The sequence below is a fragment of the Micromonospora sp. WMMD1102 genome (assembly GCF_029626265.1).
Classification (GTDB): domain Bacteria; phylum Actinomycetota; class Actinomycetes; order Mycobacteriales; family Micromonosporaceae; genus Plantactinospora.
On record NZ_JARUBN010000001.1, the window covers coordinates 6,480,009 to 6,496,010 of the forward strand.

Annotated in this window: 11 protein-coding genes and 2 pseudogenes; 5 read left to right on the forward strand and 8 right to left on the reverse strand. The window is 74.5% G+C overall.

Annotated features, from left to right (window positions below):
• Window positions 1–158 precede the first annotated feature (158 nt).
• Together O7626_RS29060 and O7626_RS29065 are read left to right on the forward strand one after the other, a co-directional pair.
• Entirely contained in the window at window positions 159–725 is a 567-nt protein-coding gene (locus O7626_RS29060) for a hypothetical protein (RefSeq protein WP_278064244.1), read from the forward strand.
• A 154-nt stretch (window positions 726–879) separates the two neighbouring features.
• Entirely contained in the window at window positions 880–1,266 is a 387-nt protein-coding gene (locus tag O7626_RS29065; RefSeq protein WP_278064245.1) for a DUF559 domain-containing protein, read from the forward strand.
• A gap of 158 nt (window positions 1,267–1,424) precedes the next feature.
• Here O7626_RS29065 and O7626_RS29070 read toward each other — a convergent pair.
• Window positions 1,425–2,371 (reverse strand): annotated as a pseudogene (locus tag O7626_RS29070) (aldo/keto reductase).
• 317 nt (window positions 2,372–2,688) lie between these two features.
• Between O7626_RS29070 and O7626_RS29075 the strand changes: the two are divergent.
• The gene (locus O7626_RS29075) at window positions 2,689–3,675 is read left to right on the forward strand and encodes a glycosyltransferase family 2 protein (RefSeq protein WP_278064246.1); all 987 of its coding nucleotides are present in this window, start codon (window positions 2,689–2,691) and stop codon (window positions 3,673–3,675) included.
• Window positions 3,672–5,309 (forward strand): hypothetical protein, encoded by a 1,638-nt coding sequence (locus O7626_RS29080; RefSeq protein WP_278064247.1) that lies wholly within the window; start codon window positions 3,672–3,674, stop codon window positions 5,307–5,309. Before O7626_RS29075 ends, O7626_RS29080 begins: the two co-directional genes overlap by 4 nt.
• Before the next feature lie 75 nt (window positions 5,310–5,384).
• Here the strand turns inward: O7626_RS29080 and O7626_RS29085 are convergent, their stop codons facing one another.
• The 5 genes from O7626_RS29085 to O7626_RS29105 all read right to left on the reverse strand — a co-directional run bounded on the left by O7626_RS29085 (window position 5,385) and on the right by O7626_RS29105 (window position 11,007).
• Window positions 5,385–6,125: a class I SAM-dependent methyltransferase gene (locus O7626_RS29085; RefSeq protein ID WP_278064248.1), complete on the reverse strand. Its 741-nt coding sequence runs from the start codon at window positions 6,123–6,125 to the stop codon at window positions 5,385–5,387.
• Window positions 6,122–7,450, reverse strand: coding sequence for a glycosyltransferase (locus tag O7626_RS29090; protein WP_278064249.1), 1,329 nt, complete (start codon window positions 7,448–7,450; stop codon window positions 6,122–6,124). The genes O7626_RS29085 and O7626_RS29090 overlap by 4 nt, the downstream gene beginning before the upstream one ends.
• Before the next feature lie 45 nt (window positions 7,451–7,495).
• Window positions 7,496–8,563: a lysylphosphatidylglycerol synthase domain-containing protein gene (locus tag O7626_RS29095; protein WP_278064250.1), complete on the reverse strand. Its 1,068-nt coding sequence runs from the start codon at window positions 8,561–8,563 to the stop codon at window positions 7,496–7,498.
• Between the two features lie 74 nt (window positions 8,564–8,637).
• Complete coding sequence (locus tag O7626_RS29100) at window positions 8,638–10,317, reverse strand: ATP-binding cassette domain-containing protein (RefSeq protein WP_278064251.1); 1,680 nt, start codon at window positions 10,315–10,317, stop codon at window positions 8,638–8,640.
• 84 nt (window positions 10,318–10,401) lie between these two features.
• Window positions 10,402–11,007, reverse strand: a complete 606-nt coding sequence (locus O7626_RS29105) for a methyltransferase (RefSeq protein WP_278066366.1) — start codon at window positions 11,005–11,007, stop codon at window positions 10,402–10,404.
• 2,456 nt (window positions 11,008–13,463) lie between these two features.
• On the opposite strand from O7626_RS29105, the gene O7626_RS29110 reads away from it, so the two are divergent.
• Entirely contained in the window at window positions 13,464–14,450 is a 987-nt protein-coding gene (locus O7626_RS29110; RefSeq protein WP_278064252.1) for a hypothetical protein, read from the forward strand.
• Window positions 14,451–14,478: 28 nt separating this feature from the next.
• Here O7626_RS29110 and truA read toward each other — a convergent pair.
• Both truA and rplQ read right to left on the reverse strand, forming a co-directional pair.
• A pseudogene (gene truA / locus O7626_RS29115) lies at window positions 14,479–15,309 on the reverse strand (tRNA pseudouridine(38-40) synthase TruA); the annotation flags it as partial.
• A gap of 80 nt (window positions 15,310–15,389) precedes the next feature.
• The gene (gene rplQ, locus O7626_RS29120) at window positions 15,390–15,971 is read right to left on the reverse strand and encodes a 50S ribosomal protein L17 (RefSeq protein ID WP_278064253.1); all 582 of its coding nucleotides are present in this window, start codon (window positions 15,969–15,971) and stop codon (window positions 15,390–15,392) included.
• Between the last annotated feature and the right edge of the window lie 31 nt (window positions 15,972–16,002).

The following is a 16,002-nucleotide window of genomic DNA, read 5'->3' on the forward strand; positions in this document are numbered from 1 at the left end:
GGCGCGGGGGCGGTCACCGACAGGCGACCGCCCCCGCACCCGTCCGGCAGGCCCACTGCCGGGAGAAGACCGGCGGGCTCGCTCGTCGGCAGAAGACCGACGGGCTCGCTCGTCGGGACATGGTCCGGCGGGCGTGTCCGCCGGGAAGGAGTACCCGAATGCCACGTCGACCCGTGCGAGCCCTCCGGCGGAATTCCGGGGTCCGGGCGCTCGTACCGCTGCTGTTCGGCGCCCTCTTCCTCGCCGCCGGGCTGGTGCCGGCGGCCCCGGCCGGCGCGCACGGCGACAACATCAAACTGTTGGTCGCCGGCGACGGGTCCACCGGGGTGACCGTGCAGGCCAGCTACCAGGACGGGCATCCGGTGGAGACCGGCGTACGGCTGGTGCTGACCGCCACCGGCGAGGGCGGCCGGAGCGTCGGCCCGGTCCAGCTCAACCCGGCCGGCGAGGGCAAGGGCTTCTACAGCACCGGGCCGATCCTCACGCCCGGATCCTGGCAGGTCACGGTCAGCGCACCGAAGCCGACCGCAGCCGAGGTACGCGTCGTCGTGCAGGCCCGCGCCGCCCAGGCCGCCCCACCGGTACGCGCGCCGGCCCCGACCGCCGGGTCGGGGTCTGCCGACACCACCTGGCTGTGGTGGGTGGCCGGCGCCGCGGTGGCTCTCGCCGCCGTCGCCACCCTCGGCGCCCTCCTGGTACGCGTCCGCCGCACCCGCCACCCCTGACACCCCCGTCACCGCCTCGGCGCCCCGCATCCCGGCGGCCCGGCACTCCGACGGCCCGGCGCCCCGGCGCCCCGCCTCCGGCGGCCGACAACATGGTCAGTCACCCTGCTCACCTGGACAACAGAGGCGCTACCCCGGTCGGGTAACGCCTCTGTTGTCCAGGTCGACGGCCGAGCGACGGCCGGCGGCGCGGCGGTGGGCGGCGGGTGGCGGGCGTCGGTGGTGCGGGGCAGGCGAGCTGCTGGTCGTCGACGCCGGACTACCGCCCCCGACCGCCCAGCACGAGGTGTACGACAGCCGGGGGCGGTTCGTCGGCCGGGTCGACCTGGCGTACCCGGGGCTGCGGATCGCCCTGGAGTACGAGGGTCACCACCACCGCGAGCGGGCACACTTCCGCCAGGACGTCTCCCGGTACAACGAGCTGCGTGCCGCCGGCTGGACCGTGCTCCGGTTCACCGCCGACGACGTCCTGCGCCACCCCGCCCGCCTACTCGCCCAGCTCACCCAGGCGCTCCGCGAACGTTCCGCCCGCCCGCGCTGATCCGCACCCGACCGTCCTCATCGACCCGGTGCAGCACAGGAATCGTTCGGGCTGGCCGGCATGCGGCAACCCACTCACCTGGACAACAGAGGCGTTACCCGGGCGTCGTAACGCCTCTGTTGTCCAGGTCGACGGGAGAGAGCCTGGTGCGGGCGGGGTCAGAGGAGGGTGTGGAGGGTGCTGAGGTCGTCGGGGGTGGGCTGCCAGCGGCCGGCGGCGGCGTTGGCGCGTACCTGGTCGGGGGTGGTGGCACCGGCGATCACCGAGGTCACCGCCGGCTGGGCGGCCAGGCCGCCGATCGCCACGTCGAGCAGGCTGCGCCCGCGCTCGGCGGCGTACTTCTCCAGCGCTCGATGGTGTCCCAGGGCGCGGAAGCCAGCCGGGCGGCGTACCTCGGGCTGGTGCCGGCGAGCCGGCTGTCCGGCGGTGGCGGCGCGCCCCGCTTGTACTTGCCGGTGAGCAGCCCGTCGGCGAGCGGGAAGAACGGCAGCAGGCCGAGCCCGAAGTGCCGGGCGGCCGGCACCACCTCGGTCTCCACCGCCCGGTTCAGCAGGCTGTACTCGTTCTGCGCGCTGACGAACGGCGTCCAGCCCCGGGTACGCGCCGTCCAGGCGGCGTCGGCGATCTGCCACCCGGCGAAGTTGGAGTTGCCGAGGTAGCGGACCTTGCCGGCCCGGACCAGGTCGTCGAGCGCACTCAACGTTTCCTCGATCGGCGTACCCGGGTCGGGCTCGTGCAGCTGGTAGAGGTCGATGTGGTCGGTGCCGAGCCGGCGCATCGACGCCTCGACGGCCCGGGCGACGTAGCGGCGGGCGCCCCGGGCGCCGTGGTCCGGCCCGTTCATCCCGGACATGCTCATGCCGAACTTGCTGGCCAGCACGACGTCGTCCCGCCGGCCGCGCAGCGCGGCACCGAGCTGCTCCTCCGACCCGCCGTGCGGTTCGCCGTAGATGTCGGCGGTGTCGAAGAAGTTGATCCCGACGTCGAGGGCGGCGTCGACCACGGCGCGGGTGCCGGTGGCGTCGAGCTTGCGGCCGAAGTTGTTGCAGCCGATCCCGACGACGGACACCACGAGCCCGGATTCGCCCAACCGGCGGTAGGTCATCTCAGTCAAGCGATCAACCCTATGCCGCCGGCAGCGGTCCGGCGCCCGGCACCGCACTCCGCCTCGCTGCGCGACACAACCCATAGGACACCCCGGCGGCGGTACGCCCATTCGACAGTCCGTTCGGTGCCTCTATATCGACACATCCAATCGAGAAAAGAATTCGGCGCCGATTCACGTCCGTAAAGTCGACCGGCGTTCTGGCGCGTCGCGTGCGTGGACCGGAAACTGCTATACCGTGAGCACGGATACGGCGACCCGTGCGATTTCCGCGCCGTTCACGGTCGTCGCGACGAGGCGGCGGAAGGCGGGCTCACATGGCGGTGAACGGCCGATTCGACCGGCCGGGCACGGAGGTTTCCGTCGTACCCGCCCAGGTCAGCCGGGAGAGCAACGCGCCGGTCGAGGTGACCGTCGTACTGCCGTGTTACAACGAACAGGCTCACGTACTGGCGGAGATCGAACGCATCTGCGCGGCACTGGACACCAGCGGCCTGAATTACGAACTGTTGGCGATCGACGACGCCTCCACCGACGACACGTTGGAGGTCCTGCGCGCCGCCGCCGGCCGATTCCCCCGGCTGCGGCTGCTGGCGTTCCACCGCAACGGCGGTTCCGGCACCGCCCGGCGGATCGGCACCGAACAGGCGCGCGGTTCCATCGTGGTGTGGACCGACGCGGACATGACCTATCCGAACGAACGGATTCCCGAGTTCGTCCGACTGCTGCTCCGGGACCCGCACGTCGACCAGGTCGTCGGCGCCCGGACGAGTGAGCAGGGCAGCCACAAGCTCCTCCGGGTACCCGCGAAGTGGTTCATCCGCAAGGTCGCCGAGTGGCTGGCCGGCACCCGGATCCCGGACCTCAACTCGGGGCTGCGCGCCTTTCGCCGGGATGTCTCGCTGCCCTACCTGCGGCTGCTTCCGCCCGGCTTCTCCTGCGTGACCACCATCACGATGGCGTTCCTGCACAACCAGCACGACGTGCACTACGTGCCGATCTCCTATGCCCGCCGGTCGGGCTCGTCGAAGTTCCACTTCGTCCGGGACGCCTACCGCTATCTCCTCCAGGTGCTCCGGATGGTGATGTACTTCAACCCGCTCAAGGTGCTGATGCCGCCGTCGTTGCTGATGCTCACGGTCGGCTCCGGCAAAATCGTCTACGACCTGGTGGCGCATCCGGTCCGGATCGCCACCAACACCGTGCTGCTGCTCTGCGCCGGCCTGATCGTCGGCGCGGTGGCGCTGCTCGCCGACCTGATCGTGCGGTCCAGGATCGACTGGCCGCCCGGAAACCGCTCGTGAGCCGGACGGTGCCGACCGCCCGCGCGCTGCTGCCGACCGCCGCCGCGCTGCTGCGGGTCCGGGACGCCGGCCTCGGACTCCAGGCCACCGCCGCCCGGATATCGACGTCGGCGGCTCGGGAACCTGACGCGGTGGCTCGCCGGGTCGAGCGGCGGGGCTGGACCGCTGTCGCCGCGATCACCGGCGTCGTGGCGCTGACCTGGTTCCCGCTGCTCCGCATGCCGTACGGCGACAACCACCTGGGCCGGATCGTCGGCCGGTACGCCCTGCACCTGCGGAACCTCCAGGAGCAGGGCATCCTCGGCTCGCACCTCGGTGCCGACTGGCTGCCGTACGCCGCGACGCCGTACGCGCACCATCCGCCGCTGTTCAACCTGCTCACCGCGCTTACCGGGCTGCTGCCGGGCGACGGCGAGTACCAGGTGTGGCTGCCGGCGTACCTGCTGGCCCTGCTGGTCATCCCGGCCGGCGCCGCGCTGCTGCGCGGATTCGGCCTGCGCTGGTCGGCGACGCTGCTGGCGCTCGGCCTGACGGTCGCCACCCCGTTCTACTGGGTCTACAGCCCGCTGATGTTCGACCTGGGCCCGATCCTGGCGCTCTCCGCCCTGGTGGTCCGGCTGCGCGCCCGGCCGGATCCGGGTCGCCGGCTCGTCGCCGCCGCCTGCGTCGCCGCGCTGCTCAGCACCCTGGTCTCCTGGCCCGGCGTCGGGTTCGCGGCCGTACTCGGGCTGTGGCTGCTGGCGGCACGCCGGCTCGACCGGGTGACGGTGCTGGTCGGGGCGAGCATGCTGGCCGGAGTCGCGATCAGCGTCGGCTACGTGGTCGGGGTGACCGGGCTGGCCCTGCTCGGCGGGCAGGCCGAGCTGCGCAGCACCGGGGGTGGGTACACGGTGCCGCAGTTCCTGCGCCGGCAGTGGGGGCACGTCTCCGAACTGCTGCCGGTCTGGTACCTCGCCGCACTGCCGCTCGGCGTGCTGGCCGGGCTGCGGGATCGACGTACCCGGATCTACCTGGCGGTGGCGGCCGGCTTCACCGTCGCCTGGATCCTCGGGTTCAACAACGGTGCCTTCGTCCACTCGTACTGGTCGTATCCGGTCCTGGTGGTCGGGCTCGTCGGCGCGGGCGTACTGCTGGACCGGCTGACCGACCTGCTCAGCACCGAGCCCCAGCGACCGGCACGGCGACTGGCCCGGGGACCGGCACCGCGGCTGGCACAGCGGCTGGCACGGCGGTCGGTCCGGGTGACCACGGCGGTACTGGCCGGGACGACGCTGGCTGCGTACCTGGGGGTGCTGGTCGCCGGCCCGGACCGGCAGCGTCTGGTCGACGAGCCCGCCCGCGCCGGCAGGCTCGTTTCCGGGCACCCGCCGTCGGCCGGCCAGCGGTACGCCTGGATCGCCGGCACCAGCGCGACCAGTGCCCGGTGGCTCGCCTACTACTGGCGGCTCAAGCCGCAGCAGCTCACCGCCGCGACCCTGCACACCGAACCGACCCGTCCCGGAGACCTGGTCCTGGTCAACCTCGACAAGCGCCCGGACTGGCTGCCCGAGTCGATCGGGACGACGGCCGTGGCGCAGGACGGCCCGTACGCGCTCGTCCCGGTCGCCGCACTCGACGCCGCCACCGGCTCCTGAGCCCGGCTCGCCCAGCTCGCGAACCGGTCGGCGCACTCGACGCGGTCCCCGGCCGCTGAACCCGGCCCGCCCGGTTCAGGGGCGGGTCGCGACGGCGACGAGCCCCGGACCGCGATCCGGGCGCATCCGCTGGAGGAGCGCGAACGGCGAGACCGCCATCCGGATCATCTCGCCGGCGAGTGCTCCGCGCGGTTGCAGGATCCGCCCCGAGGTCGAGGTCCGCTGCTCCGTCGTCCCGCCGGTCTGCCCGGCCGGACGACCCGCCCAGCGGTCCCGTACCGAGTCCAGCAGGTAGCCGAGCGGCCAGCCGTAGTGCACCAGCCGTACGTCGCTGGCACCGGCGTCGAGCAACAGTTGCCGAAGCTGCTCGGCGGAGTACCGCCGGTAGTGCCCGACCAGGGTGTCCCAGGGGCCGAACCGCTCCGGATCGGCAGGGACCGACAGCAGGAGCCGGCCACCGGGCCGGACCAGGGTCAGCCACTCCGTCAGCACCGGCAGGTCGTCGGCGATGTGTTCCAGCACCTCGAACGCGCAGACCAGGTCGTAGCCCACGCCGGCCGGCACCTGCCGGTGATCCCCGTTCAGGACCGTCCCGCCCAGCGGGGTGATCCGGTCGTGCGCGGTCCGGAAGCTGCGCGGGTCGGGTTCGGCCGCGGTGTAGCTGGCCAGTCGGGCCAGCCGGGTGCCGACGGAGCCGAGCCCGCAGCCGAGTTCCAGGATGGTCGCCGGCCGGCACTGCGCCACGATCGGGCGCACCACGTGCCAGCGCAGCGCCGCCCGGGGCGGCAGCGGCGGGTCGGCCACCAGCGCGTTCATCCGGGCTGCCTTGTCGGAGTGGACCCCACCGTGCCGCCGGCCGGCGTCGACGCACCGGACCCGTCCACCGGCGGCGCTGGTGCCGCGGAGTCCGGCTGGGCGGGAGGGCTGATCCGGCGGCCGGGATGGTTGATCCGGTGGCCGGGAGGGCTGATCCGGTGGCCGGGAGGGCTGATCGCGTGCCGGATCGGTGTGACGACGGTCGCCGGCCAGAAGTGGTCGGCAGCCCGGCGCCGGGCTGCCGCCCGGAGTTCGGCGAGTCGGTCCGGGTCCCGGGCCAGCTCGCGCAGTGCGCCGGCCAGGGCGAGCGGGTCGCCGGCCGGCACGAAGACGGCCGCGTCGCCGAGCGCCCGGCGTTGCGGCGCGGTGTCGGAGGTGACGATGGCGCAGCCGGCGGCGGCGCCCTGGAACACCTTCGTCGGCACCACCCGGCGGGCCTTCGTCGTCTCGCCGAAGATGCCCAGCGACACGTGGTGCCGGCCGACGAGCGCGGGCAGTTCCCCGGCCGGGAACCAGTCGTACCAGGTCACCCGGGGGTTGCCCGCCGCGGCCTGGCGGCAGGCCGGATGGTCCTGCCCGGTGCCGACCACGGTCACCTCGACCAAGTCGTCGTCGGCGAGTGCGGCCAGTGCGGCGCCCAGGGTCCGGGTGCCGTGCAGCGGGGTGAACAATCCGACGAAGACGACCCGCAGCCGCCGTCCGCCGCCGGCCCGATCGCCGGCCCGGTCGCCGGTCCAGCACTGTCCGGCGGTACGCGCACCAGCGGCGAACCACTCCGCGCCGGCTCCGACGGGTACCACGATCCCCCGCTCCCGGGCCGCCGCCGGCAGTGCGTCGAGGTGTTCGGCGGTGTCCACCAGTACGGTGTCGGCCCGGCGCAGCGCGGCGGTGTCGATCGCCCGCATCAGCGAGTCGCGGATACCTCCGGCACCGGCGAGTCCCCGGTCCCGGGCGGTGCCGGCGGCGGAGACGAGATGGTCGAGCACGATCGGTGTGCGGCGGAACAGCAGCCGGGCCAGGTGCACGTCGAAGTGCCCGAGATAGCCGACGAGCACGGCGTCGACCGGGCCGCTGCCGGTGGCCCGCCGCTGCCGCAGGGCGCGCAGGGTGCGCACGACCAGCAGGGCCCAGCAGCGGGCCAGCTTGCCGGCGAGCAGCGGGAGCCGCCACGGCTGCCGGAGGATGGCTATCCGGCCGGCGGTGTCCAGGCTCAGCGGTACGTTCAGCTCGGTCACCTCGTCACCGGCTGCCCGCAGCCCTTCGACGAGTACGCCGACCCGGGGATGTCGGCGTACGTCGTAGCTGCCGAAGACCAGCCAGCGCACGAGCAGCAGCGTAACCCGTCGTACGCCCGTCGCCACGTTGCGTCGTCACGACTGGCGCGTCGCGGACCCGGCCGACTCCCCCGTGGTCGACGCCGACCCGGCCGGTGTCGACTGCCGGGGCAGCCGACCTGACGACCACCGGAACGGAGACCGGAACGGAGACCGGGACGACCACCGGAACGGCAGCCGGGGCGACCACCGCGACGTCAGCGTGATCGCGACCGCCGGGAGGAGCAGGTCCACCAGGGTCAGCAGCAGTCGGGACAGCACGGTGGCGACCAGCGTGGCCGGTCCGGCGACGGTCGGACCGAGCAGCAGCGGCAGCGCCGCCTCCCGGGGGCCCAGTCCGGCCGGTGCCACCGCCAGCAGGAACCCGACCGACCAGGAGCCGGCGAAGGCGCCGAGCGCGCCGAGCAGCAGTTCCGGGCCGCCGCCCGCACCGACGTCGACCAGGAGCAGCCAGAGGTGCGTGCCGTAGCCGAGCCAGGTCGCCAGCGACCAGCCGACGGCTCCGGCGATGCCACGCGGGGAGAGCGGCCCGGGCATCGGCTCGCGGCGGGTCAGCCGGAGCAGCGCGCCGAGCAGCCGGTTGACAAGTGGCGGCCAGAGCAGCAGCAGCGCGGGCGGTACGGCGAGCAGGATCCACCAGTAGTCCCGCACCGCCCGGTCGCCGAGCACCGGCAGGGCGGCGGCGGTGAGCAGCAGGCCGGTGCCGAGCGTGACGAGCATCGCCAGCAACGCCGCCGCCGCCGAGGCCCGCCCCGGCACCCCGTACGCCTGCCCCAGGCGGGCCTGGACCACGATCGGCCAGACCTTGCCGGGCAGGTACTTCGCCAACTGTCCGACGAAGAAGATCCGCGCCGCACCCCGCAGTGGGAGTACGGCGCCGAAGTCGGCCAGGACGGCCCGCCAGGCCAGGCAGCCGCCGAGTCCACCCGCGACGGCGGCCAGGCCGGCCAGCAGCAGTCCCGGCACGGACAGTTTGTCGAGTACGCCGGGCATCTCGTCCCAGCGCCGCGCCACCGACCAGCCGACCAGGCCGAGCAGTGCCCCGGTCAGGGTCACCTGGACGGCTCGCCCCGCCAGGCGCCAGCTGCCTGTCGGGTGCGGCACCACGACAGGGACGATACTCTGGGTGACCTTCCTGATCCGCAGAGCCACGCGGCGACGCAGTCAGTCGAGGTTGTTCAGCCCACGTCCCAGACCGGTTCCGGGGTCTCGACCACCTCGCCGTCGCCCCGGAACAGCAGGAACCGGTCGAAGGACCGGGTGAACCAGCGGTCGTGGGTGACCGCCAGCACCGTACCCTCGAAGGCCCGCAACCCGGCCTCCAGCGCCTCGGCCGAGGCCAGGTCCAGGTTGTCGGTCGGCTCGTCGAGCAGCAGCAGGGTCGCCCCGGAGAGTTCCAGCAACAGCACCAGGAAGCGGGCCTGCTGTCCACCGGAGAGGGTGCCGAACCGCTGGTCGCCCTGGCCGGCCAGCTCGTAGCGGTTCAGCGCCTTCATCGCGGTGTGCCGGTCCATCCCGGCCCGGTGGTCGTCGCCGCGCCACAGCACCTCGACCAGGGTCCGGTCGAGCAGCTCCGGCCGGTCGTGGGTCTGCGAGAAGTGACCGGGCCGGACCCGGGCGCCCAACCGGGCCACCCCGCCGTGCCGGACCGGTGCCAGGGCCAGCCCGCCGTCGACCGGGCCGTTCGCCGGCTCCGGGTCGGTGCCGCCCCTGGCCAGCAGCCGGAGGAAGTGCGACTTGCCGGTACCGTTCGCGCCGAGCACGGCTACCCGGTCGCCGTACCAGACCTCCAGGTCGAACGGGAACGTGAGATCGTCCAGTTCGACCTGCTCGCAGACGACGGCCCGCTTGCCGGTGCGCCCGCCGGTCAGCCGCATCCGGATGTCCTGGTCCTTCGGCGGTACGGGCGGCGGCCCGGCCTCCTCGAACTTGCGCAGCCGGGTCTGCGCGGCCTGGTAGCGGGAGGCCATCCCGTCGTTGTACGCCGCCTTTTGCTTGTACATCAGCATCAGCTCGCGCAGCTTCTGGTGCTCCTCGTCCCAGCGGCGGCGCTGCTCCTCCAGCCGGTCGTGCCGGGCCAGCCGCGCCTCGTGCCAACTGTCGAAGCCGCCCGGGTGCACCCACGCGCTCCCGCCCTCCACCGCGACCACCCGGTCGGCGGTGCGGGCCAGCAGCTCCCGGTCGTGCGAGACGTAGAGCACCGACTTCGCCGACTCCCGCAGCCGCCCCTCCAGCCAGCGCTTGCCTGGCACGTCGAGGAAGTTGTCCGGCTCGTCGAGCAGCAGCACCTCGTCCACGCCGCGCAGCAGCAGTTCCAGCGCGAACCGCTTCTGCTGTCCACCGGAGAGGGTGCGTACCGGCCGGTCCCGGGCCTTGTCCCAGGGCAGGTCGAGCACGATCGTGGCAACGGTGTCGAAGAGCACCTCCGCGTCGTAGCCGCCGGTCTCACCCCAGCTGGCCAGCGCCTCCGCGTACGCCAGTTGGGCCTTGCCGGCGGCGCTGCTGAACTTGCCGCGCACCTCGGCGGCGTGCAGCGCCACCTCGGCCGCCGCCAGCCGCTGCCCGGCCGCGCGCACCGGCGGCGGCGAGAGCGACAGTACGAGGTCGTGCAGCGTGGACTCGTCGCCGATCATGCCGATGAACTGGCGCATCACGCCCAGCCCGCCGGAGCGGGCGATGACTCCGGTGCGGGTCGGCAGGTCGCCGGCGACCATCCTCAGCAGCGTGGTCTTGCCCGCGCCGTTCGGCCCGACCAGGGCGACCTTGGCGCCCTCGCCGACCCGCAAGGAGACGTCGGCGAAGAGCTGCCGCCCGTCCGGCAGGATGTGCCCGACTCCGGCGACGTCCGCGTATCCCACGTCGGCATACTGCCCCAACCACCCCGTCCGCCGACACCGGGTTTCAGCCGGCGCCCCCGCCCCTCCCCGCCCGTTGCGGAGTACTCAGCGGGTCACCCGGAGTACCCGGTAGCCCTTCTGGCTGGCGTGCCGCTCCACCCGCCAACCAGACTCGACGAGCCAACGTTGGAGCGAGTCGCCGCCGAGGTGCCGGGCCACCACCAGCCAGGCCACGCCGTCCGGCGCCAGCCTCGGCAGCCAGCGCCGCAGCATGCCGTGCAGTTCCTCCTTGCCGACCCGGATCGGCGGGTTGGACCAGAGCTGGTCGACGGTGAGGTCGTCCGGCACCTCGTCCGGCGCGGCGACGCGTACCCGGTCGGCGAGGCCGAGTTGCCGGGCGTTCTCGCCGGTGAGTTCCCGGGCCCTGGCGTTGACGTCGACGGCCCAGACCGTGGCCGTACCCGCCCGGCTGGCGAGTACGCAGGTGACCGGCCCGTAACCGCAGCCCAGGTCGAGCAGCACTCCACCGGTCCCCGGCCCGGGCAGCTCGGCCTTGCGCAGCAGTACGGCGGTGCCCGGATCGAGCCGGTCGGCTGAGAAGACTCCGGCCGAAGAGGTCAGCGCATAGTCGGACCCGTCGACGGAGAACACCACCGTACGCCGGTCGGCGCTGGTCGCGGGCTCGGTGCTGAAGTAGTGGTCGCCGGTCACGTCACGCATTCTCGCCTACCGCTGCGGCGTCCTCGCCGGTGGCCGGGTTCCGGGCCCTGCCCGGGTTCCGGGCCCTGCCCGGGTTCCGGGCCCTGCCCGGGTTCCGGGCAAATGACTACTCTCTCACCAAACTGTGACTCCGGCACGGCGGCGCGCCGATCCGCATTTCCGTTACGCTGTGCGACATGGCTTATGGGCGTGGACCGGGACCGAGCGGTGGACCGCCGCGGTCCCGCCGAGATCCCGCCGATCAGCCTTCGGCCGACACGGACTCGGCGGCTGGTCCGTCACCGGGACGGGCCAGCCGGCGCCGGACCGGGGCCGACCGGTCGGAGGGATTACCGGCGGCTGCCCGCTTCCGACCGTCCATCGAGGAATCCGCAGGCCCCGGCCCTTCCTACGGCCGGCCCGGCGACGGCACCGGACGCTCGACCGACCACCCAGGCCACTCGGCACCACCAGGCCACTCGGCGGCGGCGGGGCACTCCCCCGACGGCCCCGGCCGGTACCGGAACGCAGCGGAACGGCCCGCGGACGGACCCGCCGGCCGACCCGGCGACGGTCCCCGCAGCAGCCGGCGTCCGGCCGGACCGGACGGTGACCGGCACTCGGCCGGACCGGGCGACAGATACCCAGCCGGACCGGGCGACAGATACCCGGACGGACCTGCCGGCGACCGCCACCCGGACGGCGCGGGTGCCAGGTACCCGGGCGGACCACTCGGCAACCGGCACCCCGACGGACCGGGCGGCAGGTACCCGGCGGAGCCGTCGGGGCGTACGCCGGACGGCCCGGGGCGTTCCGTGGACGCCCCCGGTCGGTCCCGCCGAGCCCGGCACGGCGCTGCCGACTTCGACGCCCCCGGGCCGGATGCCGGCTACCCGCCGGTGAGCGGGCCGGCCCCTGACCTCCCCGGCCGTCCCGGCGGCGGCCGGACCCGCGACCGGATCTCGCCGGACCGTCCCGGCCAGGACCGGCTCCCTCCGGGCGGCCCGTTGCGGACACCACGCCCGCCCGATGGCGGTCGCCACCTGGCCGCTCCCGACGACAGACCTCCCGGAGCCGGCGCGAGACTCTCCGGACCCGGCGCGAGACTTCCCGGACCCGATCCAAGACTTCCCGGCACCGGCATGCCGGCCGGCCCTGGCACCCGACCGGGACCGGGCGACGGACGACCGGCGGGCGGCGACCGGGCCGGCCCCCGTGGCCGGATGCCCGCCGACGACCTGCCCGGCCCGGCCAACCTGGCATCCGGCGGCCGGCCCGGACCACGCGACCGGACGGCCCCCGGCGGCCGACCGGCGCCCGGCACCCGGATGCCGGCCGACGAACCGCCCGGATCCGAAGGCTGGCCGGGCCCACCCGGCCGCTCGGATCGTCCGGCCGGCCGGGGCCGACCGGTTTCGGCCGGTGCCGGGCCGTTCGGTCCAGCACACAGCGTGTCCGGTCCGGCCGCATCGCCGGATCCGCGGGACCGTACGCCTGGCGGGCGCCGCCGTGCCCAGCCCGATCCCGTTGCCGAACCCGGCGGGCCGTACCGGCCGCTCCCCGGGGAGGGGCCGCCCGGCGCACCGCGGTCCGTCCCGGTGCCCCGTCAGCGACGGGCGCCCTCCGCCGACCAGGAGCCACCCCGGACCGGTTACCCCGACCCTGCCGCCGGACCCGGTGGTCGGCGCAGGTCCGCCGACCGACCGGACGAGATCCCGGCGGAGCGTCGGGGTGACCGGAGTCGGCCGCCGCTGGACCGCGCCATGCCCTCCCGGCCGGGACCGGAGGATCCGGCCGCCCGACGGCCGGGTGGACCCGCCGCGGAACCACCCGCCGGCCGGGCCGGTAGCCGCCGCCCCGGCCCGCCGCCCGCCGGGCCGGGGGGTGCGTCGGCGGTGTCGCCTCGACCCCGCCCGGGAGATCCGGGCGTGGACGCCGCTCGCCGACCCGGCACCGAGCCGGGCAGGCGGAGGCCGGACGGTCCCCCGGGCCGCTCCCGGCACGGTGGGCCGCCGGTACCCGGCTCACCTGCCGGCCCTCGTTCCGGCCCACCCGGCGACCAGGCCCCCGGCGACCAGCCCCCCGGCCCCCGCCCCGGCCCACCCGTCGGCCCCCGCTCCGGGCCACCTGTTGGCACCCGCTCCGGGCCACTCGGGAACCGTGCTCCGGGCTCACCCGCCGGCCCCCGCCCCGGACCGGCGCCCGAGGGCGCACCACGATCACCTGCCGGACCGGCCGGCCGGTCGACGGGCACCGGGCCCGTGGACCGTGCCCCGGGCTCGCCCCTCGGCCCCCGCCCCGGACCGGCACCCGAGGGCGCACCACGATCACCTGCCGGGCCGCGCTCGGGGCCACCACACGACCGGGCTCCCGGCTCACCCGCCGCCCCACGTTCCGGGCCGCCCGGAGCCGGGCCGCCCGGAGCCGGGCGGCCGGGCCCAGTCGGTACGCGCCCGTCGGGACCGTCGGTGCAGGGTGGGCGTACCAGGCCGGCGGGCGGTGCCGCCCAGGTCTCGCCGGCCCGTGTCCCGGCTGCGGAACGGGCACCCCGGTCGGCCGTCAGCGCCCCACCCGTCTCCGCCCCGACCGCCCCGGCCGGAAAGCCGACCGCCCCGGCCGGAAAGCCGGTCGCGCCCTCGGGAAAGCCGGTCAAGTCACCAGGTAAGCCGACTCCCGGCTCGGCGGTCGCCACCCTCCCGTCGACGCCCGGCAGGGCCGATCCACCACTGCGCAGTGCCAAGCGGACCTGGCAGTTGATCATCGGCTCGCTGGGCGTACTGCTGATGCTCGGCATCTGCGGGCTCAGCTCGTACTTCTTCATGGTCGACGAACCCGTCGGCCGGGACTCCCGGGCCGCCGACGGGGTCGGTGCGGCCGCCGCGCCCCGGGACATCAGCTCCCGGGCCGTCGACCCGGCGCCGCTGACCGTCAAGGAGGTCTTCCCGGGCAAGGAGGTGCAGGTCGACCCCGAGCAGACGCCGTACGAGCTGCTCAAGACCCAGGAGGCGGAGGATTGCGACCTCGCCGCCGACCGCCAGATCGCCACCGTGCTGCGGGACGCCGGATGCAGCCAGTTCGTCCGCGGCACCGTACGCTCCCCCACCGGCCTCTACCTCGCCACCGCCGGCATCGTCAACCTGACCGACGAGGCAGGCGCGACCGCCGCCCGGGAGAAGATCAAACCGATCGTGGACGGCCGGAAGGGACGGTTCCTGGGGTTGGCCGCCGGACGCGGCACCGAAGCCGTCACGGCCGCCTCGGCGCAGGCCGGCTGGCACGTCCGCGGCCACTTCCTGATCTACTGCGTGGTGGCGAAGAGCGACGGCAAGACCATCGGCGAGGAGGACCTCTTCGCCCGGCAGATCCTCTCCGACATGATCGAGGTGTACCTGCGCGGCAAGGTGCTCGACCAGCGCATCATCGCCCCGTCCGGGCCACCGAGCCCCGGCCAGTAGGGCTCGTCGGCGCCGTCGGCGCCGTTGCGGCCGACGCGGTCAGCCGGAGCCGACGGGTACGCTGCGCGCGGCTGGCGTAGTCGGCGGGGTCGACGGGATAGCCGACCGCGACCAGGATCAGCCCGTGCGGCGGTGCCACGCTCACCTCGCTGGCCCGCTCCCGGCGCCCCAGCAGGCCACCGGGCCAGTCGACCGGGCGCCGCCCGTCCCCGGCCACCAGCATCGCCCCGACCAGGCTGCGCACCATCGACTGGCAGAACGCGTCGGCCTGCACCGTGGCGACCAGCACGCCGTCCGGCTCCCGCCGCCAGTCCAGCCTGGTCAGCTCGCGCACCGTCGTCGCGTTCTCCTTGCGCCGGCAGTACGCCGCGAAGTCGTGCTCGCCGACCAGGCCGGCGGCGGCCTCGTTCAAGGCCGCCAGGTCGAGCGGGCGGGGCCAGGCCAGCACCTCGTGCCGGCGCAGCGGCTCGGCGCCGTAGGGGGCGTCGGTGACCCGGTACTCGTAGCGCCGGAAGGTGGCCGAGAACCGGGCGTCGAACTCGGCCGGTACCTCGGTCACGGCGCGTACCCGCACGTCCGGCGGCAGCACTGCGGCGAGCCGGCGCAGCAGGGTTTCGGCGGACTGCCGCCACACCGGGCTCGGCAGGTCGAGGTGACAGACCTGCCCGCTGGCGTGCACCCCGGCGTCGGTGCGTCCGGCCACGGTCAGCCCGCTGACCCGGTCCGGCCCGACGATCCTGGTCAGCGCCTCGACCAGCACCCCGGCGACGGTACGCCGACCGGGCTGGACCGCCCAGCCGGAGAAGTCCCCGCCGTCGTAGGCGACGTCCAGGCGTACCCGGGTCCGTTCCTCATCCACCTCGTACTCCACGACCAGCTCCCGATATGCCGCGGCCCGGCACCCCCACGGGGATGCCGGGCCGGCGTCGTTCCTCGGTGTTACTTGTTGTCCGACTTGGTGTCGGCCTCGTTGGTGTCGGCCTCGTCGGTGTCCTCCCGGGCGGCCGGGGTGTCGCCGGAGCGCGACTCCGGCGCCTCGGCGTCCTGGTCGTCCGACGACGAGGAGCGCGGGGTCTCCTCGTCCGGGGCGAGCGCCTCGACCTTGTCCTGCTGCGCCGCCTTGCGGGCGGCGGTCTTCTTGGCCGGCGCCGCCGGGGCCTCGACCAGTTCCTCGACCAGCTCGATGATGGCCATCGGCGCGTTGTCACCCTTGCGCGGGACCGTCTTCACGATCCGGGTGTAGCCGCCGGGGCGGTTGGCGAACCGGGGCGCGATCTGGTCGAACAGGGTGAAGACCACGTCCTTGTCCCGTACGACGGTCAGCACCCGACGCCGGGAGGCCAGGTCTCCCCGCTTGGCCTTGGTGATGAGCTGCTCCGCGAGCGGGCGGAGCCGCTTGGCCTTGGTCTGGGTGGTGGTGATGCGGCCGTGCTGGAACAGCGCGGTGGCCAGGTTCGCCAGGATCATCCGCTCGTGCGCGGGGCTACCGCCGAGGCGGGGGCCCTTGGTGGGCGTGGGCATTCTTGGTGCTCCTCGATAGTGGGTGGCCGGA